Source organism: Nocardia beijingensis NBRC 16342, from assembly GCF_001612785.1.
Taxonomy (GTDB): Bacteria; Actinomycetota; Actinomycetes; order Mycobacteriales; family Mycobacteriaceae; genus Nocardia; species Nocardia beijingensis.
The window spans coordinates 286,423-311,270 of sequence record NZ_BDBC01000003.1 but is presented as its reverse complement, the minus strand read 5'-3'; the positions used below and the strand labels follow the sequence as shown (position 1 = coordinate 311,270).

General features: G+C 72.4%; 3 protein-coding genes (1 of these 3 running past the window's edge). All 3 read left to right on the top strand.

Features of this window, described 5'->3' with window-relative positions; translation table 11 throughout:
- Nucleotides 1-114: 114 nt before the first annotated feature.
- Tightly spaced (each overlapping or abutting the next), the 3 genes in view from NB3_RS02450 to NB3_RS02445 form a layout consistent with a single transcriptional unit that may run on beyond the window.
- Nucleotides 115-15,489 carry a non-ribosomal peptide synthetase gene (locus tag NB3_RS02450; RefSeq protein WP_307693329.1) on the top strand — a complete coding sequence of 5,125 codons (15,375 nt, stop codon included), beginning with the start codon at nucleotides 115-117 and terminating at the stop codon, nucleotides 15,487-15,489.
- Nucleotides 15,387-17,894 carry a condensation domain-containing protein gene (locus NB3_RS36900; protein ID WP_307693328.1) on the top strand — a complete coding sequence of 836 codons (2,508 nt, stop codon included), beginning with the start codon at nucleotides 15,387-15,389 and terminating at the stop codon, nucleotides 17,892-17,894. Before NB3_RS02450 ends, NB3_RS36900 begins: the two co-directional genes overlap by 103 nt.
- A protein-coding gene (locus NB3_RS02445; protein ID WP_067795705.1) for a non-ribosomal peptide synthetase crosses the window boundary here: on the top strand, nucleotides 17,894-24,848 show its 5' portion. It continues 18,293 nt past the right edge of the window; only the first 6,955 of its 25,248 coding nucleotides appear in the window; the start codon lies at nucleotides 17,894-17,896; its stop codon lies off the right edge, out of view. The genes NB3_RS36900 and NB3_RS02445 overlap by 1 nt, the downstream gene beginning before the upstream one ends.

Genomic DNA, 24,848 nt, shown 5'->3' with positions numbered 1-24,848 from the left:
ATCGCACGTGGTGGCCGATGCCATGCGTCCGGGCTGGGCAGCCGGGTGCAGCGGCCTGTTCGTGCTGCTGGAAAACGTTCGGCCAGCCGCTGTTTCGCCGGGTAGGAGGCTCTGGTGCACGATACGGAGTTGGGTGGGTCCAGCGCGTTGCCGCCGCGTTCCGTCGAGCCGGAGCCGTCCGGGGCCGAGCCGTTCGCCTTGGCGCCCGCGCAACTCGGCGTCTGGTACGCGCAGCTGCTCGATCCGGACATCCCGATCAACGTGGCGCAGTACGTGGACGTGCGCGGTGAGCTGGACGCCGCGCTGCTGCAAGAGGTCTCGGTCGAAGCGGCCCGCGAGTACGAGTCGGTGCTGGTGCGGATCGGGGAATCCGGCGGCGTCCCGCACCAGTACGTCGACTTCGGCCTGTCGGTCGACATCCCGCTGATCGACCTGCGCGCGGAGACCGACCCGGTGGCCGCGGCGCACGCCTGGATGCGGGCGGACGCCGGCGCGCCGGTCGACCTGCGCACCGACCGGCTGTTCGCAGGAGCGGTGCTGCGCGTCGCCGAGCGACGGTACTTCTGGTACCTGCGGGCCCATCACATCGTGCTGGACGGTTACGGCGCGCTCACCAACACCATGCGGGTGGCCGAGCGGTACACCGCGCGGGTGCTCGGCACCGAACCCGAAGCCGTGCGGCCCGCCACCCTCGCCGCACTGACCCAGGCCGAGCTCGCCTACCGCGACAGCCCCCGGTTCGAATCCGATCGCGCCCACTGGGCCGGGCGGGTGGCCGGGTTGGAAGGCCCGACCAGTCTCACCGGTCGCTGCGCGCACCGCCGCGCGACCAACCTCACCGCGGGGCGAGCTCTCGCGCCCGAGCTCGTCGAGCGGATGAACGCGCTTGCCGCGAGCCAGGATTCGACGCTCGCGGTGGTGCTGCTCGCGGCGTTCGCCGCCTATCTGGGACGGCTCACCGACCGGGACGAGGCCGTGCTGAGCCTGCCGGTGACCGCGCGGACCACCGCGGCGCTGCGGCGCTCGGCGGGCATGCTGTCGAACATCGTGCCGCTGCGGTTGCCGGTCGACGGCAGCTGGGGCGCGTTGCTGCGCGCCACTCGCGTCGAGGTCGCGGGGGCGCTGCGCCACCAGCGCTACCGCCACGAGGACATCCAGCGGGACGCCGAGCGCGCCGCCGGTCCGGCGCGGCGCGGGCTCTTCGGGCCGCTGGCCAACATCATGCTGTTCCGCAGCGACCTGACCCTCGGCGACACGGCGGGGCGGTACCACGTGCTGTCCACCGGCCCGGTCGAGGACCTGAGCTTCAACGTCTACTACGGCGACCGGGATCGCGTGCACGTCGACTTCGAGGCCAATCCGCACCTGTACACCGCCGACGACGTCGCACGGCAGCACGCCCGGTTCCTCCGCTACCTGGAGCGCCTGGTCGCCACCGAGCCGGACACCGCGCTCGCCGCCGTCGAGGTCGCGACCGAGCTGGAACTCGAGGTCAGCACCCGGATCTGGAACGAGACGGGTTTCGACGTGGAAGCGCTGCTGCCTGGTCGCCGTGCAGGCTTCGCTCCCGTGGCGACGCTGGTGTCGATGTTCGAGGCGCAGGTGGCCCGCACGCCGAGCGCGGTGGCGCTGCGGGCCGCCGGTGCGCCGGACCTCACCTATCGCGAGCTGGCCGCGCGCGGCCATCGGCTCGCCCGCAGGCTGATCGCGGTGGGCGTCGGGCCGGAAACGCTGGTGGCGCTGCACCTGCCGCGCTCGCCGGAGCTGGTGATCGCGATGTACGCGGTGCTCGCCGCGGGCGGCGCCTACCTTCCGCTGGATCCGGATCATCCGCCGGAGCGCACAGCGCGCATTCTGGCCACGGCCCGTCCGGCGTGCGCGTTGATCGCCGGGGACGAGGTGCCGCCGGAGCTGTCCGGCCTGCCGGTGGTGCGGGTGGACCAGGCCGACGACACAGACGGTGCGGGGCCGATCTGGGACCGGGAACGAGTCGCGCCCCTGCGACCGGAGCACCCGGCGTATGTGATCTTCACCTCCGGATCGACCGGTCTGCCCAAGGGCGTCGCCATCACCCACCGCGCGATCGTCAACCGGTTGGTGTGGATGCAGCAGACCTATCGACTATCGGCGCGAGACGTCGTGCTGCAGAAGACTCCGGCCACTTTCGACGTCTCGGTGTGGGAATTCTTCTGGCCGTTGCAGATCGGCGCGACGCTGGTGCTCGCCCAGCCGGACGGGCACCGCGATCCCGCTTATCTGCGCCGGGTCATCGCGGAACACGGCGTCACCACAGCGCATTTCGTGCCTTCGATGCTCGCGGCGTTCCTCGCCGATCAGCACGCCGCGTTCCGCACGCCGCTGCGCACGGTGTTCGCCTCAGGGGAGGCGCTGCCCGCCGCGCTCGCCCAGCGGTTGCGCGAACTCACCGGTGTTCGCCTGCACAATCTGTACGGTCCGACGGAAGCGGCGGTCGACGTCACCTTTCACGAAGTCACCGACACCGATACCCTCTCGGTGCCGATCGGCGCGCCGGTGTTCAACACCAGGCTCTATGTTCTCGACTCGCGGCTGCGGCCGGTGCCGGTCGGGGCGCCGGGCGAGCTGTATCTGTCGGGGGTACAGCTCGCCCGGGGCTACGTGGCGCGACCGGAGCTGACCGCGGCGCGGTTCGTGGCCGACCCGTTCGGCGGCCCGGCCGGGCCCGCGCGGGCGGGCGACCGGATGTATCGCACCGGTGACCTGGTGCGCTGGACCACGCACGGCGAGCTGGAGTACCTCGGACGCACGGACTTCCAGGTGAAGCTGCGCGGCCTGCGCATCGAGCCGGGCGAGATCGAGGCCGTGCTCGCCGGGGTGGACGGGGTGGACCGAGCGGTGGTCGTGGTGCGTGACGACGCGGGGGTCGGCGCGCAGCTGGTGGCCTACGTCGTGGCGGCGCGACCGGGTGCGGTGCGGCCCGAGCGGCTGCGCGCCGCGGCAGCCGAGGCGCTGCCCGGCTATATGGTGCCCGCCGCCTACGTGCTGCTGGACACCTTGCCGGTGAACGCGTCGGGGAAGTTGGATCGCGCCGCGTTACCGGCTCCGAGCAGGGCTTCGACGGGTTACACCGCGCCGGCGACCCCCGTGGAGCTGGCCGTCGCGCGGGTGTTCGCCGAGGTGCTCGGTAACGAGCTGGTCGGTCGCGACGACGACTTCTTCGCACTCGGCGGCAACAGTCTGGTGGCGACGCAGGTCGCCGCCCGGCTGTCCGCCGACCTGAACTGCCCGCTCGGAGTCCGCGACGTGTTCGCCGCCTGCACGGTGGCCGAACTCGCCGGACTCGTCGAGCGGGCCGGTGGATCCGGCGGCGCGTCCTTGGTCGCGCAGCTGCGGGCACGGCCACGGCCGCCGCTGGTTCCGCTCTCTCCGGCGCAGCAGCGCATCTGGTTCCTGAACCGGTTCGAGCCGGGCGCCAGCTACAACATGCCGTTCGTGGTGCGGCTGCGCGGCGCGGTGGACGTCACCGCACTGCGGCAGGCGCTCGACGATCTGGTCATCCGGCACGAGGTGCTGCGCACGATCTTCCCCGCGCTGCCGGGCGACGGCACGGGTCCCGCGGCGCGGCAGGTCGTGTTGTCGGTGGCGGAGGTCGCGGGCGCGCCGGAGGCGATCGCCGCCGCCGAGCTGGACGGGCGTCTGAGCGCGTTCGCCGCCGGTGGCTTCGACTTGGAACGCGAGATCCCGATCCGGGCCCGCGTCTTCGCGGTGGACGACGGCAGTCATGCGCTCGCGCTGGCCCTGCACCACATCGCCGCCGACGGGCTCTCGCTGCGCGTGCTGGCCCGCGACGTGATGACCGCCTACGGGGCGCGTCGCGGCGGCAGCGCGCCCACCTGGGCTCCGCTGCCGGTGCAGTACGCCGACTACAGCCTGTGGCAGCACGAGCTGCTCGGCTGCGCGGACGATTCGTTCGCGGCCGCGCAGTCGTCCTTCTGGACCGATGCGCTCGCGGGCGCGCCCGACCAGCTCGACCTGCCCGCCGACCGGCCCCGCCCGGCGGTGGCCTCAGGTCGCGGCGCGGTGTTCGGCTTCGAGTTCCCCGGCGAACTGGTCGCGCGGATGAACGAACTCGCCCGCGCGCACGGCGTTTCCACCTTCATGCTGACGCACGCCGCGCTGGCCGCCTTGCTGGCCCGGCTGTCCGGCGGCGACGACATCGTGATCGGCACCCCGGTCGGGGGCAGGGGCGACCGCGCGCTCGACGACTTGATCGGCATGTTCGTCAACACGCTGGCACTGCGGACCCGGATCGACGCGGCCGAGCCGTTCACCGCCTTGCTGGCGCGGGTGCGCGCGGGGGACCTCGCCGCCTTCGGCCATGCCGAACTGCCGTTCGAGCGGGTGGTCGCCGCGGTGGATCCACCACGCTCACAGGCGCGCCACCCGCTGTTCCAAGTGCTGCTCGCGTTCGACAATGCCGAGGCAATCGCCTTCGAACTGCCCGAACTGTCGGTCGTCACCAGTACCCTGGACACCGGAGTGACCAAGCTGGATCTCCAGCTCACGGTCACCGAGAACGCCGCCGGCGCCGGACTCGGGGAAGGTTCGGCACCGGCGGGCGTTCCCGCCGAATTCACCTACGCCACCGATCTGTTCGACGAAGCCACCATCGCGGGGTACGCGCGCGGGCTGATCGGCTTCTTGTGGGCGATCACCGCGGATCCCACGATCGCGGTGCGCGACCTGCCACTTCTCGATCAGGACGAGCGAGCACGCGCGCTCGAGGCGGGGCTGGCTCCCGCGGCCGCCCACAATCCGGCGCAGACGCTGCTGGACGCGTTCGAGGCGCAGGTGCGCCGCACTCCCGACGCGGTCGCGGCGCTCGACGCCGAGCGCGGGCTGACCTACACGCAGTTCGCGGGCGCGGTCAACCGGCTGGCGCGGCGGCTGATCGCCGCGGGCGTCGGCCCCGAGCGGCTGGTCGTGCTCGGCATGCGGCGTTCGGTCGATCTGGTGGTGGCCGCGTACGCGGTGCTGACCGCGGGTGGCGGGTACGTGCCGGTGGACCCGGACCAGCCCGCGGCCCGGGTCGCCCAGGTGATCGCCGCGGCCCGCCCGGTGTGCGTGCTCACCCGCTCGCGGGAGGAGGCGGCCGGATTCGCCGATCGCTGCGCGCTCGCGGGGCTGCCCGCGACACCGGTGGTCACGGCCGACGATCCCGCGGTCGCCGGGTACTCCGCCGCGCCGGTCGGCGACGTGGATCGCCTCGCCCCCTTGCGCGCGTCGTGCGTGGCGTACGTCATCTTCACCTCCGGATCGACCGGACGTCCCAAAGGCGTGGCGGTACAGCATGATTCGGTGGTCAACCAGATCGAGTGGATCGCGGGCGAATACCGGATCGGCGCGGGCGACGTCGTGCTGTTCAAGACCCCGGCCACCTTCGACGTGTCGGTGTGGGAGCTGTTCGCGCCGCTCACCCGGGGCGCGCGGATCGTGGTCGCCGACCACGACGGGCACCGCGATCCCCGGTATCTCGCCGCGACCATCGCCGCGCACCGCGTCACGATGGCCTCTTTCGTTCCGTCCGTGCTCACGGTGTTCGCCGACGCCGCCGCGCCGGAGGAGGTCGCGTCCCTGCGCACCGTGCTGGTCGCGGGGGAGGCGATGACCGGTGAGGCCGCCGCCGCGTTCGCCACCGTGAGTCACGCGCGGCTGCACAACCTCTACGGCCCCACCGAATTCACCGTGCACGCGACGTACGCCCCCGTCGATCCGGCCGCGAGCGGTCCCGCGCCGATCGGGCGTCCCGTGCCGGGCAGCCGGGCCATGGTCCTGGACGATCGGTTGCGACCGGTTCCGGACGGCGTGGTCGGCGAGTTGTACCTGTCCGGCGTGCAGCTGGCGCGCGGCTACCACGGCCGCGCCGACCTGAGCGCGGAGCGTTTCGTCGCAGACCCGTACGGACCGGCGGGCAGCCGGATGTACCGGACCGGTGATCTGGTGCGCCGCCGCCGCGACGGGGTGCTGGAGTACCTGGGCCGCGGTGATTTCCAGGTGAAGCTGCGCGGGCAGCGGATCGAGCTGGGCGAGATCGAGGCCGCCCTGCTCGCCATGGACGACGTGCGCGCGGCGGCGGCGCGGGTCGTGGCGCAGCCGACCGGGGAGACGCTGGCCGCTTACGTGGTCGGCGCGATCGCCCCCGACCGGCTCGCCGCGGAGCTGGAGCAGCGGCTGCGCTCCGTGCTGCCGTCGTACATGGTGCCCACCGCGTACGTCCCGCTCGCCGCGATGCCGCTGACTCCCTCCGGCAAGCTGGACCGCAAGGCGCTGCCCGACCCCGTGCCGGTCACCAGGACCTTCCGTGCGCCGGGCACGCCGGGGGAGCGGGCCGTCGCCGCGGTGTTCGGGCAGGTGCTCGGCGTCGATCCGGTCGGCTCGGACGACGACTTCTTCGCGCTGGGCGGGAACTCGCTGGTCGCCACGCAGATCGCGGCCCGCCTGGCGGACGCGCTGGACACCGACGTGCCGGTGCGGGCACTGTTCGAGTACCCGACCGTGGCGGCGCTGGCCGCGCACCTGTCCGGCGGCCGGACGCGCACGCGCGCGCCGCTGGTCGCCGGGCCGCGTCCCACGCTGATCCCGCTGTCCTACGCGCAGCAGCGCATGTGGTTCCTGAACCAGTTCGACGCGGACTCGGTGGCCGACAATCTGGTGGCAGCCATCCGGTTGGACGGCGCGCTCGACCAGGCGGCGCTGGCGGACGCGGTGCTCGACGTGCTCGCCAGGCACGAGTCCCTGCGCACGATCTACCCGGCGGCGGACGGCATCCCGTATCAACTGGTGCTTCCGGTCGAGGAGGCGCGGGTCGCGCTGGTCACCGAATCCATCGACGAGCGGCGGCTGACGGAGCGGATTCGCGAATCGGTGGCCACGCCGTTCCGGGTCGATCGCGAGCCGCCGGTGCGCCTTCTGCTGTTGCGCCTCGGCGCGCAGCGGCATGTGCTCGTCGTCGCTCTGCATCACATCAGCGCCGACGGTTGGTCGCTGGCGCCGCTCACCCGTGATCTCATGCGCGCTTACGTCGCGCGACGCGCGGGCGGCGCGCCCGACTGGACGCCGCCTGCCGTCCAGTACGCCGACTACGCGCTGTGGCAGCGGGAGACACTGGGCTCGGAGGACGCCCCCGGTTCGATACTGGCCGAACAGATCCGGTTCTGGCAGGGCGAGCTGGCCGGTCTGCCGGACGTGACGACGTTGCCCGCCGATCGGCCGCGCCCGGCGGTCGCGTCGGGTCGCGGCGCGCGCCATCCGTTCACCATCGATGCCGCGACGCGGCGCCGGTTGCGCGAGATCGCGGACGGGGCGAACGCCTCGCTGTTCATGGTGCTGCACGCGGCGTTCGCCACGCTGCTGGCCCGCTTGTCCGGGCAGTACGACATCGTGATCGGCACCCCGGTGGCCGGTCGCGGCGAGCGGGCGCTGGACGAGCTGGTCGGCATGTTCGTCAACACCGTCGTGCTGCGCGCCGACGTCCGCCCCGAGCTGACGTTCACCGGCTTGGTCGCCGCGGTGCGCGATCGCGACCTGGCCGCTTTCGCCAACGCCGACGCGCCGTTCGAGCGCTTGGTCGAGGTGCTCGCGCCGGAGCGGTCGGCGGCCAGGCATCCCTTGTTCCAGGTGATGCTGGACCTGCAGAACACCGCGCGCACCGACCTCGAGCTGCCCGGCCTGACCGTCTCCGGGCTCGACATCGACACGCGGACGGCGAAATTCGATCTGCACCTGTCGCTGACGGAGGACGAGTCCGGCCTCGCGGCGGTCTTCGAATACGCGACCGATCTGTTCGACCCCGCCACCGTCGCGTCGTTCGCGCTGCGCCTGCGCCGGGTGCTGGACGCGGTGGCCGCCGACCCGCAGGCGCCCGTCGGCGCGATCGACGTGCTGAGCCCAGGGGAGCGCGCCCGCGTCCTGCACACCTGGAACGCCACCGGGCGTCCGGTGGATCCGGACGCGACGCTGGTATCGCTGTTCGAGGCGCAGGCGGCGCTTACGCCCGAAGCGATCGCGGTGACCTGCGACGGCGCATCGCTCACCTACGCCGAGTTCGCGGACCGGGTGCACCGGTTGGGCAGGCTGCTGGTGTCCGTCGGCGTGCGGCCGGACAAGCCGGTGGCGGTGGGCATGCGGCGGTCGGTCGATCTCGTCGTCGCCCTGTACGCGGTGCTCGCGGCCGGGGCAGCTTATGTCCCCGTCGATCCGGAGCATCCGGCCGAGCGGATCGCGGACATGCTGCGGACGGCGCGTCCGGTCTGCGTACTGACTCGATCTGTGGACGGACTCGACCTGTCCGGCCAGGACGCGGGGATGTGGGCGGTGCTGGATGTCGACCTGTTCGACACCGGCGATTACTCCGGTGCGCCGCTGACCGACGCGGACCGGCTGGGCCCGCTTACGCCGTCGCACTGCGCGTATGTGATCTTCACGTCGGGTTCGACGGGTCGTCCGAAGGGTGTTGCGGTTTCGCATTCGGCGATCGTCAACCGTCTGGTGTGGATGCAGACCGCCTACCAGCTGACGCCCGCTGATGTGGTGTTGCAGAAGACGCCTGCGACCTTCGATGTGTCGGTGTGGGAGTTCTTCTGGCCGTTGCAGGTCGGTGCCCGCTTGGTCGTCGCGAAGCCCGACGGGCATCGTGATCCGGCCTACCTGGCCGAGGTCATCAGCGCGGAGAAGGTGACGGTCACCCACTTCGTGCCGTCGATGCTCGCGGTGTTCGTCGCCGATGCGGCTGTGGCGCAGTGTGATTCGCTGCGTTTGGTGTTCGCTTCCGGTGAGGCGTTGCCGCCGAAGCCCGCGCATCGTTTGCGGGAGTTGACCGGTGCGTCGCTGCACAACTTGTACGGTCCCACGGAAGCGGCGGTCGATGTCACCTTCCATGAGGTGGTGGACGCGGATACCGAGTCGGTGCCGATCGGTGCTCCGGTGTTCAACACGCAGGTGTTCGTGCTGGATGCGCGCCTGCGTCCGGTGCCGGTGGGTGTCGCGGGTGAGTTGTATCTCGCGGGTGTTCAGCTCGCACGTGGTTATGTGGCGCGCCCGGATCTGACCAGTGACCGGTTCGTCGCCAACCCGTTCGGGGAGCCTGGTGCGCGGATGTACCGCACCGGCGACCTGGTGGCGTGGACCGAGCACGGTGAGCTGGAGTATTTGGGTCGCACCGATTTCCAGGTGAAGTTGCGTGGTCTGCGGATCGAGCTGGGTGAGATCGAGCAGGCGCTCACGGTTGTGGACGAGATCGCGCAGGCAGTCGTGCTCGTGCGCGACGACGCCGGTACCGGCGAGCGGCTCGTCGCCTACCTGGTGCCCGCTTCCGGCGTCGACCTCGACCTCGGGGCGCTCGAAGCGACGCTCACGCGGCGTCTCCCGGCGTACATGATCCCCTCGGCCTACGTGGTGTTGCCCGAGTTCCCGGTGAACGCGTCCGGCAAGCTGGACCGCCGCGCCCTACCTGCGCCCGTGGTGGAGCCCACGCGATTCCGCGCGCCCGCCACACCGGTGCAGAAACTCGTCGCCGCCGCGTACGGTGAGCTGCTCGGCGTCGATCGGGTCGGCTTGGACGACGACTTCTTCGCCCTCGGCGGCAATTCGCTCACCGCGGCCAGGGTGGCGGCCCGGCTCGGCGCCGCACTGGACGCCCGGATACCGGTGCGGGCGCTGTTCGACGCGCCGACGGTCGCCGCGCTGGCCGTCCGCGCCGAAACGCACCGAGGCGCGGGCGGACGCGTCCCGCTGCGTCCCCGCCCGCGGCCGCGGCGCATCCCGCTGTCTCCGGCTCAGCAGCGCGTCTGGTTCGTCAACCGCTTCCACGCCGCCGGGCAAGCCGCGCCCGCCGACGCGATCGACAACATCCCGGTCGCGCTACGCCTGGCCGGTGAGCTGGATGTCACGGCGATGACCGCGGCCCTGGCCGACGTGGCCGCCAGGCACGAGATCTTGCGCACCGTCTACCCGGACGGCCCGGAGGGGCCCGAACAACGGGTGCTGCCCCAGGCCGCGCCCGGCCTTCCCGTCACGCGAGTGACCGAAACGGCTGTGCCGGAGAGGCTTCGGGAGCTGGCTACCGCGCCCTTCGATGTCACCACCGACACCCCGCTGCGCGCGGCGCTGTTCGCGATCGACGACGCACCGGGCACGGAGTACGTGCTCGCCCTGGTGCTGCACCACATCGCCGCGGACGGGTTCTCGCTCGGGCCGCTGGCCGAGGATCTGATGACCGCCTACGCGGCGCGCCGGTCCGCCGCCGCCCCCGCGTGGGAACCGCTGCCGGTGCAGTACGCCGACTACACGCTCTGGCAGGCCGACCTCGCCGACACCGAGCGGCAGCTCGACCACTGGCGCACCGCGCTGGACGGCCTGCCGGAGCGACTCGAACTTCCCACCGACCGCCCGCGTCCGCCGGTCTCCTCCCATCGCGGCGCGACCCACCGCCTGCGGATCGATTCCGACCTGCACAGCGAACTGGGCGAGCTGGCGCGCAAACGGGAGACCACGCTGTTCAGCACGGTGCACGCGGCACTGGCGGTGCTGCTGGCCCGGCTGTCGGGCGGCTCGGACATCGCGATCGGCACCCCGGTCGCCGGACGCGGTGACGCGGCGCTGGACCGGCTCGTCGGCATGTTCGTCAACACGCTGGTGCTGCGCACCGCCGTCGACACCAGAGCCAGGTTCGAGACCGTGCTCGACGCGGTGCGCGAGCAGGATCTCGACGCGCTGTCGAACGCCGACGCGCCGTTCGAACGGCTCGTCGAACTGCTCGCGCCCGCCCGCGCGCGCAACCGTCATCCGCTGTTCCAAGTGGCGCTGACCTTCCAGAACTTCACCCTGCCCGACCTGGAGCTGCCCGGCCTGCGGGTGCGCGCTCAGGAGTTCGACGCGCCGGTCGCCGAATTCGACCTCCAGTTCACCGTGCTCGAGTCGAACGACCAGGACGGGCGCGCCGACGGCATGCGGATCGAGATCCGTTATGCCACCGACCTGTTCGACGCGCCGTCGATCGCCGTGCTGGGCAGGCGGTTCACCCAGGTGCTGGCCGCCATCGCCGCCGATCCGACGGTGGTCGTCGGCGACATCCAGTTGCTCAGCGCCGAGGAGCAGCATCGCGCCCTGTACGAATGGCCGGTCGGTGCGGCGGGCGTCGCGGACGTCACCGGCAGCGTGGCCGAGCGTTTCGCGCGGGCCGCCGCGCTGGACCCGGCCGCAGTCGCGGTGCGCGACGGCGCGCGGTCGCTGGCCTATGCCGAACTCGATGACTGGTCCAACCGGTTGGCGCGACGGCTGGTCGCCGCGGGCGTGGGGCCGGAGACGCTGGTGGCCGTCGCGCTGCCCCGCTCGGCGGAATTGGTGGTCGCCCTGCTCGCGGTCCTCAAAGCGGGCGGCGGTTACCTGCCGATCGATCCGGCCTATCCGGACGACCGCATCGAATACGTCCTGGACGACGCCAGGCCGATCTGCGCGATCGCCGGAGCCGCCACCGAGTTGCCGCGCGGCTGGTTCGGCGGACCGGTGATCGACGTCGACGCGCCGAACCTCACGGAATTCAGCGGCGTGCCGATCACCGACGCGGACCGGCGCGCTCCGCTGCGCTCCGGCAACGCGGCATACGTCATCTACACCTCCGGCTCCACCGGCAGGCCGAAAGGCGTCGTGGTGCCGCATCGCAACGTGCTGCGGCTGCTGGACAACACGCGGCGGCGCTTCGGCTTCGGCCCGGCGGACGTGTGGACCTTGTTCCACTCCTACGCCTTCGACTTCTCGGTGTGGGAACTGTGGGGCCCGCTGCTGTCCGGCGCGACGGTGGTGGTGGTCGACTACTACACCTCGCGCTCGCCGCGGCAGTTCCGCGAACTGCTGATCGCCGAGCGGGTCACGGTGCTCAACCAGACCCCGTCGGCGTTCTATCAACTCGTCGCGGCCGACCTGGCCGAGCCGGAACCGGCCGCGTTCGCGTTGCGCACCGTCATCTTCGGAGGCGAGGCGCTGGAACCGCAGCGGCTGTCCGGGTGGTTCGCCCGCTACCCGGACGCACCCCGCCTGGTGAACATGTACGGCATCACCGAGACCACGGTGCACGTGTCCTATCGCGAGATCGACGGACGCACCGGCTCCGCCAGCGTGATCGGCGCAGGCCTGCCCGGGCTGACCGTCCGGCTGCTCGACGACCGGTTGCGGCCGGTCCCGGTGGGGGTGCCGGGCGAGATCTACGTCTCCGGCGGCCAGCTGGCGCGCGGCTACCTGCACCGTCCCGCCCTGACCGCGGGCCGCTTCGTGGCGGACCCGTACGCGGACGACGGGTCGCTCACCTACCGCTCCGGCGATCTGGCCCGCTGGACCGCCGACGGCGAGTTGGAGTACCTCGGGCGGGCGGACCAGCAGGTGAACCTGCGCGGCTTCCGCGTCGAACTCGGTGAGATCGAAGCCGCGCTGCTGGAGGCGTCCGAAACGGTGCGTGAAGTGGCCGTGGTGGTGCGCGCGGACCTGGTGGACGAAGCGCGCATCGTCGCCTATGTGGTCGCCGCGGACGACTCGATCGACCCGGCCGCGCTGCGCCAGGCCCTGACGTATCGCCTGCCCGAGCACATGGTGCCCGCCGCGATCGTCCCGGTGCCGCGCATCCCCTTGACGGTCAACGGGAAGCTGGACCGCGCCGCGCTGCCCGCGCCACGGTTCGAATCGACCGCATACCGGGCGCCGTCCACACCGAGCGAGCGGGTCGTGGCGCAGGTGTTCGCCGAAGTGCTCGGCGCCGAGCGCGTCGGCGCCGACGACGACTTCTTCGCGCTCGGCGGCAGTTCCCTGCTGGCCGCCAAAGCGGTCACCCGGATCGGCGCGGCGCTGGGCCGGACGGTCGGGGTGCGGGCGCTGTTCGAAGCGCCGAGGGTCGCGGATCTCGCGGCGGCGGCGAGCGCGGTGGCGATGGGAGGCAGCAGGCCGGCGCTGGTGGCGGCGGCGCGTCCGGAGCGGGTGCCGCTCTCGCCCGCGCAGCAGCGCATGTGGTTCCTCAACCGGTTCGATCGGTCCTCCACCGCCTACAACATCCCGGTGGCCCTGCGGCTGTCCGGTGAGCTGGACGTGCCCGCGTTGCGGGCCGCGCTCGGCGACGTGGTCGCCCGGCACGAAACGCTGCGGACCCGTTACCCGGAGATCGACGGCGAACCGGTGCAGCTCGTCGAACCCGCCGCGACTCCGGCGCTGCGGCCGATCGATGTCCCGGAAGCCGAGCTGCCGCGGCGGGTGCGGGAACTGGCGGAGACGACCTTCGACGGCACCGCCGAGATCCCGGTGCGGATACGACTGTTCCGCGTGCTCCGCACTGGTGCGCGAGGTGAGTTCGTGCTCGCCGCGGTGCTGCACCACATCGCCGCCGACGGCTCGTCCATCGCGCCGTTCGTCCGGGACCTGATCGCCGCCTACACCGCGCGCCGCGACGGCGCCGCGCCGGACTGGGCACCGCTGACCGTGCAGTACGCCGATTACGCACTGTGGCAACGCGAACTGCTCGGCGCCGAGGACGACGCGGATTCGCTGGCGGCGCGCGAGATCCGCTTCTGGACCAGGACGCTCGCCGGACTGCCGGATCAGCTGGCGCTGCCCACCGACCGTCCCCGCCCCGCGAAGCAGACCCTGCGCGGGGACAAGGTTCCGCTGGCCATCGGCCCACGGCTGCACGCGGATCTCGCCGCACTCGGCCGACGGCACGGCGCGACGCTGTTCATGGTGGTGCACACCGCGTTCGCGGTGCTGCTCGCGCGCTGGTCGGGCGCAGGCGACATCGCGGTCGGCACGCCGGTGGCCGGACGCGGCGCGGCCGAACTGGACGACGTCATCGGTATGTTCGTCAACACCCTCGTGTTGCGCGTCGGCGTCGACGGCGGCGAGTCGTTCGCCGGACTCCTGGGCCGGGCGCGGGCCGCCGACCTGGCGGCGCTGGAACACGCGACCGTGCCGTTCGAACGTCTGGTGGAAGTGCTCAACCCGGTGCGCTCCACCGCACGGCACCCACTGTTCCAGGTCGGCTACTCGTTCCAGAACCACGAACGCGGACAGCTGCGGCTGCCGGGGCTCGACGTCCGCGAGTTCGACTTCGACAGCGGCGTAGCGCAATTCGATCTGCACCTGTTCGCGGTGGACTCCTACGACGCCGACGGCGAGCCCGACGGCATCGAGCTGTCCCTCGGATACGCCACGGATCTGTTCGAGCGGGCGACCGCGCTCCGGTTCGCCGCCCAACTGTGCCGCGTGCTCGAAACGGTCGCGGCACGGCCGGAACTGCCGGTCGGCGACATCGACCTGCTCGGCACCGATCGGTCGCAGGTGCTGGCCGAATGGAACCGGACCAGGCACCCGGTGCCACGGGCCACGCTGGCGGATCTGATCGACGCGCGGACCGCGCGCAGCCAGGAGGCGGTCGCGCTGGTGGACGCGACGACCGGCGAACAGCTGCGGTACGCCGAGTTCGACGACCGGGTGAACCGGTTGGCCCGCAGGCTCATCGCGTCGGGTGTCGGACCGGAGTCGACGGTGGTGCTGGCGATGCGCCGCTCGCTCGAACTGGTGGTCGCGATGTACGCCGTGGTGCGGTCGGGCGGGGCCTATGTGCCCATCGATCTCGATCATCCCGCCGAGCGGATCGCCCACATCGTGACCACCGCCGCGCCTGCTGTCGTGCTCACCACCTCGCGCGATGGTTTTCCGTTCGAAACCGGCTGCGCCGTGGTGGAAGTCGATCGACCCGACCGCGCGGAGTTCGCCGCGACGCCGATCACCGACGCGGAACGGGTCCGTCCGCTGCGTCCGGAGCATCCGGCGTACATCGTCTTCACCTCCGGATCGACGGGCTTGCCCAAGGGCGTGACGGTTCCGCACGCCGCGATCGTCAACCAGCTCCTCTGGCTGGCAGCGCGATACGGCCTTGGCGCGAACGATCGCGTGCTGCTGAAGACGCCCGCGACCTTCGATCTGTCGGTGTGGGAGTTCTGGTCCGCGCTGGTCACCGGCGGACGGCTGATCGTCACCGCGCCCGGCGCGGAACGCGACCCGGACCTGCTGCGCGCACTGCTGCGCCGCCACGGCGTGACCGTGCTGCATGCGGTGCCCGCGCTGGTCGGCATGCTGCTGGCGGCCGAGCCCGGCGCCGCGCTGCCGGAAACCCTGCGCCACGTGCTGGCCATCGGCGAGGCGCTGCCCCCGGCGACAGCCGCCGACTTCGTGCGCCGCCACCGCGACCGGACCGCGCTGGACAACCTCTACGGTCCAACGGAGGCGGCGGTGTCGATCACTGCGTTCGCGGTGGACACCGAGCCGGAGCACACCGTTGCGATCGGCTCCCCGCCTGGAACAGCCGGGCCTACGTGCTGGACGGGCGGTTGCGGCCCGCGCCGATCGGGGTGCCGGGCGAGCTGTATCTCGCCGGGGCGCAGCTGGCGCGCGGCTACCACAACCGTGCCGCGCTGACCGCGGACCGGTTCGTGGCCGATCCGTTCGCGGCGGAACTCGGCGCGGCGGCGGGCGAGCGGATGTACCGCACCGGTGACATCGTGCGCTGGCGTCCCGACGGCGCCCTGGAGTACCTCGAACGCGCCGATTTCCAGGTGCAGATCGGCGGTTTCCGCATCGAACTCGGTGAGGTGGAGGCCGCCCTGCTGCGGCAGCCGGGGGTGACCGCGGCCGTCGCGGTGGCGAAGGCCGACGAGCGCGACGGGGCACGGCTCATCGCGTACGCCGCGGCGCCGCAAGCGGACCCGGCCGCCCACGCCGACCTGGCCGCGTCGCTGCGCGCGGCGGTGGCCGCCCGACTACCCGGATACATGACGCCCGCCGCCGTCGTCGTGCTGGCCGCGCTGCCGCTCACGGCCAACGGCAAGATCGATCGCGCCGCGCTGCCGGAGCCGGTGTTCGCCGAGGCGGCCTTCCGCGCACCGGCCGGTGCGCTGGAGCGGTTGGTCGCGGACGCGTTCGCGGAGGTCATCGGCGTGGACACGGTGAGCGCGGACGACGACTTCTTCGCCAGGGGCGGCAACTCCCTGATGGCCACCCGGCTCGCGGCCCGGCTCGGCGCGGCACTCGGCGGCCACGTCGCGGTGGCCGCGGTCTTCGAAGCCCCGACGCCGTCCGCCCTCGCCGAGCGCATCGCTGCCGTCGACGGCGGCGCGGCGCGGCCCGTCCTGGTCCGTCGAGCCGATGCCGGACCGGCGCCGCTCGCGCCCGCGCAGCAGCGCATCTGGGTGGTCGACCGGCTCGCGCCGGACTCGTCGGCTTACCACATCCCCACGGCGCTGCGATTGCGCGGCGAGCTGGACGTGGCGGCGCTGACGGCGGCGCTCGGCGATGTGCTCGACCGGCACGAGACGCTGCGCACCAGATACCCCGACACCGACTCCGGACCGGTCCAGGAGGTCGTGCCCGCTCCACCGGTCGAGCTGACGCCGATTCCGGTGACGGTGACCGAACTCGGCTCGCGCATCGCCGAATTCGTGTCACCGGGCTTCGACCTCGCCGCCGCGCCCCCGGTGCGCGCCGCCCTGTTCGCCACCGCCGCCGACGAGTACGTCCTGGTTGTCGTGCTGCACCACATCGGCGCGGACGGGTACTCGATCGCACCGCTGACCGCCGATCTGGTGCGCGCCTACCTGGCCAGGTCGGCCGGGCACGCCCCGGACTGGGCGCCCCTGGCCATCCGGTACCGCGACTACAGCGCCTGGCAGCACGAACTGCTCGGCGACGCGGCCGACCCGGACAGCCTGCTGACGCGTCAACTCGCTTTCTGGCGCACCGAATTGGCCGGCGCGCCGGAACTGCTCGCCCTGCCCACCGACCGCCCGCGACCGGCCCGACGGAGCACGCGGGCGGCGAGCGTCGTCCGTGCGATCGACACCGAGTTCACCGTCCGCCTGGAGCGAATGGCCCGCGAACACGGCGGCACGCTGTTCACTCTGGTGCACAGCGCGCTCGCGGTGCTGCTGGCGAAGCTGTCCGGCGCGGGGGACGTCACGGTCGGCGTCCCGGTCGCCGGGCGCGGGGTCCGTGAGCTGGACGAGCTGGTCGGGATGTTCGTCAACACCGTGGCGTTGCGCACCGAGCTCGACCCGGGGGGGGCGAGTTTCGGCGAGCTGCTGCGGCAGGTCACCCGGCGGGACCTGGCGGCGTTCTCGCACGCCGACGTCCCGTTCGAGCAGGTGGTCGAGGCGCTGGGCGTCACCCGTTCCGGCTCGCACGCGCCGCTGTGCCAAGTGCTGCTCACCTTCCAGAACCTGCCGCGGACGGCGGTGGACCTGCCGGGACTGACGGTCGAGGCGATCGATCTCCCGCTGGCGGAAGCGAAATCCGACCTGGAGGTGACCGTGCTGGAGCGCTTCGCCGCCGACGGCGCACGCGCCGGTCTGGAACTGCGCGTCGGCTACGCGACCGACATCTTCGACGAGCCGGCCGCGCACGCGTTCGGTGACCGGCTGCTGCGAGTGCTGGAGACGGTCGCCGCGGACCCGGCGGTGGCCGTTCGCGCGATCGACATCCGATCCGCGGCCGAACGGCTGCCGCGGCCCGCGACGTCGGTGGCGGAGCTGCCCGCGCTGATCGCCCGGGCGGCGCGGGCGGACGCCGCCGCCATCGCGTTCGAGCACGGTGACCGGCTGATCTCCTTCGGCGAACTCGACGCCCAGCTCGCGACCGTCGCCAAGGCGATGGGCGCGGCGGCCACACCCGAAGCCTTGATCCATGTCTCGCTCGCCGGGCTGGTGCCCGGCCTGCTCGCCGCCCTCGGCGGCAGCGGTCTGGCGGCCTTGCTGCGGACCCTGCCCGCCACCGCCGAGGCGCTGCTCGCCGACTCGGCGGCGGCCATCGATTCGGAAGGACACCGCTGATGACCCACGCAGACGCCGTGCGCCGCGGCTACGGCATCGATGACCTGCCCGGTCTCGTCGCGACCGTCGCCGGGCTCGACCCGCGGCGGGTGGCGCTGCGGCACGGGGAACGCACCGTCACCTACGCGGAACTGGCCGGCGAACTCGCGGCGCTGTCCGAAGTCATGGGCGCGGGGGTCGGCGCGGACGCGCTGGTCCCGGTGGTGGTCTCCGGTCTCCTGCCCGCGCTGCTGGAATCCGGTGACGGCGCGCTCGGCGCGATGCTGGACGCGCTGCTCGACGACGCGCTCGCGACCGTGCCCGGCCTTCCGGCCACCACCGCGCCGGTCGAGACGTTGGTGAGCCTGTTCGAGGAACAGGTGTCGCGGACGCCCGACGCGATCGCTGTCGAATACGCGGGCAGCACGCTCACCTACGCCGAATTCGACGGCCGGGTGAACGCGCTGGCCCATCACCTGGTCGAACTCGGCGTGCGGCGGGACGCGCTGGTGGGCTTGGCCGTCCGGCGGTCGATCGACCTGCTGGTCGGCATGTACGCGATCCTGCGGGCGGGCGGCGCGTATGTGCCGATCGACCCGGATCACCCGGCCGATCGCATCGCGTATGTGCTCGCGGTCGCCGAACCGGTGCTCGTGCTCACCACCACGCGCGACGAACCCGATCTCGGCCGCGTGGTCGCGACGCTGCGGATCGACGAATTCGCGGGCGCGCCTGCCTCGGAAGCGCCCGCGGTCGCCCGGTCGGCCGACGACCTCGCCTACGTGATCTTCACATCCGGGTCGACCGGCAGGCCGAAGGGCGTGGCCGTGTCGCACCGCGCGATCGTGGCGAATCTGCGCTGGCGGCAACGGATGTACCGGTTGCGCGCCGACGACGTGGTGTTGCAGAAGACGCCGTTCACCTTCGACGTGTCGGTGTGGGAGTTCTTCTGGCCGTTGCAGATCGGCGCCCGGCTGGTCGTCGCGGAACCGGACGGTCATCGCGACCCCACTTACCTGGCGCGCGTGATCGCCGAACGCGGCGTCACCGTAGCGCATTTCGTGCCCTCCATGCTCGCGGTCTTCGTCGCCGAGGCAGGGGCCGCGATGGACTCGCTGCGGCTGGTCTTCGCCTCGGGTGAGGCGCTTCCCGCCGCCACCGCGGCGGCCTTCCGCGACATCTGCGGCGCGACGCTGCACAACCTGTACGGGCCCACCGAGGCGGCGGTCGACGTGACCGGCCACGAGGTGACCGGCGCGGACGTGGCGGGCGTGCCGATCGGCGTCGCCGCCGACGACACGGAACTGCTGGTGCTCGACGACGGCCTGCGTCCGGTGGCGCGCGGCGTCGTCGGCGAGCTGTACCTGGCGGGTGTGCAACTGGCCCGCGGTTACCTCGCCCGCCCCGGCCTGACCGCCGAACGATTCGTCGCGAATCCGGAGGGACCGGCCGGGGAGCGGATGTACCGCACCGGCGATCTGGTGCGCTGGGCGCCCGGCGCCGAAGGCGGGCCCGACGAGCTGGAATATCTGGGCCGCACCGATTTCCAGGTGAAGGTGCGCGGCCTGCGGATCGAACTCGGCGAGGTCGAGGCGGCGCTACTGCGCCATCCTGGCGTCACCCAGGCGGCGGTGGTGCTGCACCGGCACACGAGCGGCGATCATCTGGTCGGCTACGTGGTCGGTGCTGGGGTGGCGACAGCCGAGGTGCTGGATTCCGTCCGCCGCGAGCTGCCCGAGTACATGGTGCCCGCGCTGCTCGTGCCGCTGGCGGCGATGCCGCTGAACGCCAACGGCAAGCTGGATCGCGGGGCGCTGCCCGAACCGGACTTCGGCTCCGGCGCATCGGCGTATCGCGCGCCGGAAACCGAGGCCGAGGCGGCGGTCGCCGCGATCTTCGCCGAGCTGCTCGACCTGCCGCGGGTCGGCGCGGACGACGACTTCTTCGCCGTCGGCGGCAATTCGCTGCTCGCCACCCGCGCCATCGCCCGGATCGCCGCGGCCATCGGCGCGACCGTCGACGTGCGCGATTTCTTCGACCGTCCGACCGTGGCCGCGGTGGCCGCGGTGGCCGCGTCGGCGCGTCCGGCCATGCCGCGTCCGCCGTTGGTGGCCGGTCTGCGCCAGGACCCGATTCCGCTCTCGCCCGCGCAGCGGCGCATGTGGTTGCTCAACCGGTTCGACGCCGACACCGAGCAGGCCCGCGACCTCGGCGCCGCCGCCGTGGACAACATCCCGGTGGCGCTGCGCCTGCGCGGCCCGCTGGACGTCGCGGCGCTGTCGGCGGCGATCACCGATCTGGTGGCAAGGCACGAAGTGCTGCGGACTGTGTATCCGCAGACCACCGACGGGCCCGCGCAATCGGTGCGGCGGGTGCACGCGGTGTTCGACCTGTCGCCCGCCGAGGTGCCGCAGGAGCGGTTGGCCGCCGCGATCCGCCGGGCGGCGGCGCAAGGCTTCGACGTCGCCGAGGAGATCCCGGTACGGGTGCGCCTGCTGCGCTGCGGGCCCGAGGACCACACCCTCGTGCTCGTCGTCCACCACATCGCGGCCGACGGCTTCTCGCTCGGGCCGCTGATGCGCGACCTGGCCACCGCCTATGCCGCGCGGCGCGACGGCCGCGGCCCGCAGTGGGCCCCGCTGCCCGTGCAGTACGCCGACTACGCGCTGTGGCAGCAACGGGTACTCGGTTCGGAGGCCGACGCCGATTCCGTCGCGGCGCGTCAACTCGCCTTCTGGCGCGCCGAACTGGCCGGACTGCCCGCGCAACTGGATCTGCCCGCCGATCGGCCGCGTCCGGCCGCGCCCTCGTATCGGGGCGCCACCTACGAGTTCGCCGTCGACGCCGCACTGCGCTCCGGCGTCGATGCGCTCGCGGCGCGCGTGCGCGCGACGCCGTTCATGGTGCTGCACGCGGCGCTGGCCGCCCTGCTGGCCCGGCTGTCCGGCACCGCCGACATCGCCATCGGCACGCCCGTCGCAGGCCGGGGCGAGGCCGCGCTGGACGACCTGGTCGGCATGTTCGTCAACACCCTCGTGCTGCGCACCCGAGTGGACGCGGCCATCGGCTTCGCCGACCTGGTCGCCCACGCCGCCGACCGCGACCTGCGCGCCTTCGCCCATGCCGACATCCCGTTCGAGCAATTGGTGGAGGCGCTGAACCCGCCGCGTTCGGCCGCCAGGCATCCGCTGTTCCAGGTGGCGCTGTTCATGCAGAACATCGGGCCGATCGCGCTCACCATGCCCGGTCTCGACACCGAGCAGGTCGACTTCGACTCCGGTTTCGCGAAGTTCGACCTCCAGCTCACGGTCTCGGACGCCGCCGATGGCTACCGCGCCGAATTCACCTACGCCACCGATCTGTTCGACGCGCCGACGGTGCGGGAGTTCGCCGCGAAGTTCATCCGGCTGCTGAGCGCGGCCGTCGACGACCCGGACGCGCCGGTGGGTGACCTGCCGCTGCTGGACGCGGGCGAGCTCGACTACGTCACCGCGAGCTGGAACGCCAGCGGGCACAAGGTGCCCGATCGGTTCCTGCACGAGGGTTTCGACGCGCAGGCGCGCCGCACCCCGGATGCCGTCGCGGTGGTCGCCGACGACGAGCGGCTCACCTACGCCGAGCTGTCCGACCGCGCCGACCGGCTGGCCAGAATGCTCATCGGTATCGGCGTCGGGCCGGAAGCGCTGGTCGTGCTGGCCCTGCCGCGCTCGGTCGAACTGGTGGTCGCCATGTACGCGGTGGCGCGGGCGGGCGGCGCGTACGTTCCGGTGGACCCGGCGCACCCGGCCGAACGCATCGGCCACATCCTCGACATCGCGCGCCCGCACGCGGTACTGACCACCACTCGGTTCGCCTTGCCCGCGACGGCTGCCGCGCCGGTGTATCACCTCGACGAACTCGATCTCTCCGCCTACCCCTCCGGCAAGATCGGCGACCGCGAACGCCACGGCACATTGCACCCGCGCCACCCCGCCTACGTGATCTTCACCTCCGGGTCGACGGGCAAGCCGAAGGGTGTGGCGGTCACCCACCAGGCCATCGCCAACCAGCTGGCCTGGATGCACGCGGAGTACGGTCCGCGCGTCGGCGACGTCTACTTGCAGAAGACCGCGAGCACCTTCGACGTCTCGCTGTGGGGCTACTTCCTGCCGTTGCGGGCGGGCGCGACCGTGCTGCTGGCCGCACCGGACGGGCACCGCGATCCGCGCTATCTCGCCGAAACCGTCGCCCGCCACCGCGTCACGCTCACCGACTTCGTGCCATCGATGCTCGCGGTGTTCGCCGCGCACGCCGAGCCGGGCGAACTCGACTCGCTGCGCGACGTCTTCGTCATCGGCGAGGCGCTGTCGCCGGAGACGGTCACGGCGTTCCGGCGGGTGTGCGCCGCGGGCCTGCACAACCTCTACGGCCCCACCGAGGCGGCGGTGTCGATCACCAACCGCGAGGTCACCGAGGTGGATTCGCCGCAGGTGCCGATCGGCGAACCGGAATGGAATTCGCAGGTCTATGTGCTGGACGGCCGGTTGCGGCCCGCGCCGATCGGCGTGCAGGGCGAGTTGTACCTGGCGGGAGCGCAGCTGGCGCGTGGCTACCACGGCCGCGTCGACCTCACCGCCGACCGCTTCGTCGCCAACCCCTTCGGCGCGCCGGGCACGCGCATGTACCGCACCGGCGATCTGGTGCGCTGGAGCCGCGACGGCGAGTTGATCTATCTGGGACGCACCGATTTCCAGGTCAAATTCCGTGGCCAGCGCATCGAGCTCGCCGAGATCGAGGCCGCGCTGCTGGCGGCGGACGGGGTCGGCCAGGCGGCGGCGCGGCTGGTCACCGGACCGGCTGGCGAGTTCCTGGCCGGCTATGTGATCGCCGCGCCCGGCGCGACGCTCGATTCGGACGCGGTGAAATCCGCTGTGGCGCAACGCCTGCCGCACTACATGGTGCCGACCGCGGTGGTCGAGCTGGACGAGTTCCCCCGCAACACCAGCGGCAAGCTCGATCGCGCGGCGCTGCCTGCGCCGGTGCTCGCTGCCGAGCGCTTCCGTCCGCCGGTGAGCGCCGCGCAACGTCTGGTCGCCGCCGTGTTCGCGGAGGTGCTGGGGGTCGAGCGGGCCGGGCTGGACGACGACTTCTTCGCCCTCGGCGGCAGCTCGCTGGACGCCACGCGGGTCAGCGCACGCACCGGCGAGGCGGCGGGCGTGCGCGTGCCGGTGCGCGCGCTGTTCGACGCGCCAACGGTGGAAGGCTTCGCCGCCGCCGTCGAGCGGCTCGGTGACGCCGGGGCCGCGCGGCTTCCCCTGACGCGCCGCCAACGACCGGAGCGGGTGCCCCTCTCGCCCACGCAGCAGCGCCTGTGGTTCCTCAACCGCGTCGAAAGCCAGGACGGCGCCGACAGCGTCTACAACCTGCCGATCGTGCTGCGGCTGACCGGCCGACTCGACGTGACCGCGCTGGAGCGCGCCGTGCTCGACGTGCTGGACCGGCACGAGACGCTGCGCACCACCTACCCCGACACCGGCGACGGCCCGTGCCAGTCCGTACTCGACGCCGCCGACATCGGCCTGAGCCTGCACCCGGCGCCGATCGACCGCCGCGCGGCGGAGGACGCCGTGGCGAGCATCGTGCGCGCCGGCTTCGACGTGACCGCCGAGTTGCCGTGCCGGGTCGCGTTGCTCGCGGTGGACCGGGTGGACGAGGCGCGCGGCGTCACCGGCGACGAATACCTGCTGGTGTTCGTCGTGCACCACATCGCGGCCGACGCCATGTCGATGGTCCCGCTGGTCACCGATCTGGTTCGCGCCTACCGAGCGCGCCTGACCGGCGGACGACCGGACTGGGAACCGCTGCCGGTGCAGTACGCCGACTACAGCCTGTGGCACCGGGAGCTGCTGGGCGCCGAGGACGTTCCCGGCGACCTCGCCTGTCAGCAGTTGCGTTTCTGGCGCGACGTGCTGGACGGCGCGCCCGCGCAACTGCCCCTCCCGGCCGATCATCCGCGCCCCGCGATCCCCTCGCACGAGGGCGCTGCCGTCGATTTCGTCATCGAGCCCGAGCTGGCGGCGGGCTTGCGCGCGCTGGCCCGGCGCAGCGGCGCGACGCTGTTCATGACGCTGCACGCGGCCTTCGCCGCCACCCTGGCCCGGTTGAGCGGCAGCGCCGACATCGTGATCGGCTCGCCCGTCGGCGGACGCGGGGAGCGGGCGCTCGACGGCCTGGTCGGCATGTTCGTCAACACCCTCGCGCTGCGCACCCGCGTCGCCGCCGACGCCTCGTTCGCCGCGCTGCTGACCGAGGTGCGCGACGCTGACCTGGCCGCGTTCGCCAACGCCGACCTGCCGTTCGAGCGCCTGGTGGACGCCATGGCGGTGGACCGCTCCTCGGGCGCGCACCCGCTGTTCCAGGTGATGTTCAGCTTCGAGACCGCGACGCCGGCCTCGGGCGAAGCCGTCGAGGTGCCGTGGCTGTCGGTGCGGCCGGTCGAGATCCCCGATACCGGAGCGAAATTCGACCTGCACCTGATCGTGGCGGAACACGCGGATTCGGCGCGGCTGTCGGGTGTCGTGCGCTACGCGACCGATCTGTTCGACGCCGCGACGGCCGAGTCCTACGCCGAGCGCTTCCAGCGGATGCTCGCCGCCGTCGTGGCCGACGCCGGTGCGCGGATCGGTGACATCGAACTGCTGTCGGACGCCGAACGCGCTCGCGTACTGCGGGAATGGAACGACACCGCGCATCCTGTGCCCGAATCAGACACGCTCGCATCGTTGTTCGCCGACCAAGTCGCTCGCACACCGGACGCGCCCGCCATCACTTTCGAGGCGACGACCGCGCCCCAGCTGTCGCCCGATGACCCTGCCTCGACTACTCCCTCGGCCACGCTCACCTATGCCGAATTCGCCGGACGGGTCAACCGCCTGGCTCGGTGGCTCGTCGCGCAGGGTGTCGGGCCGGAATCGCTGGTCGCGCTGGGGATGCGCC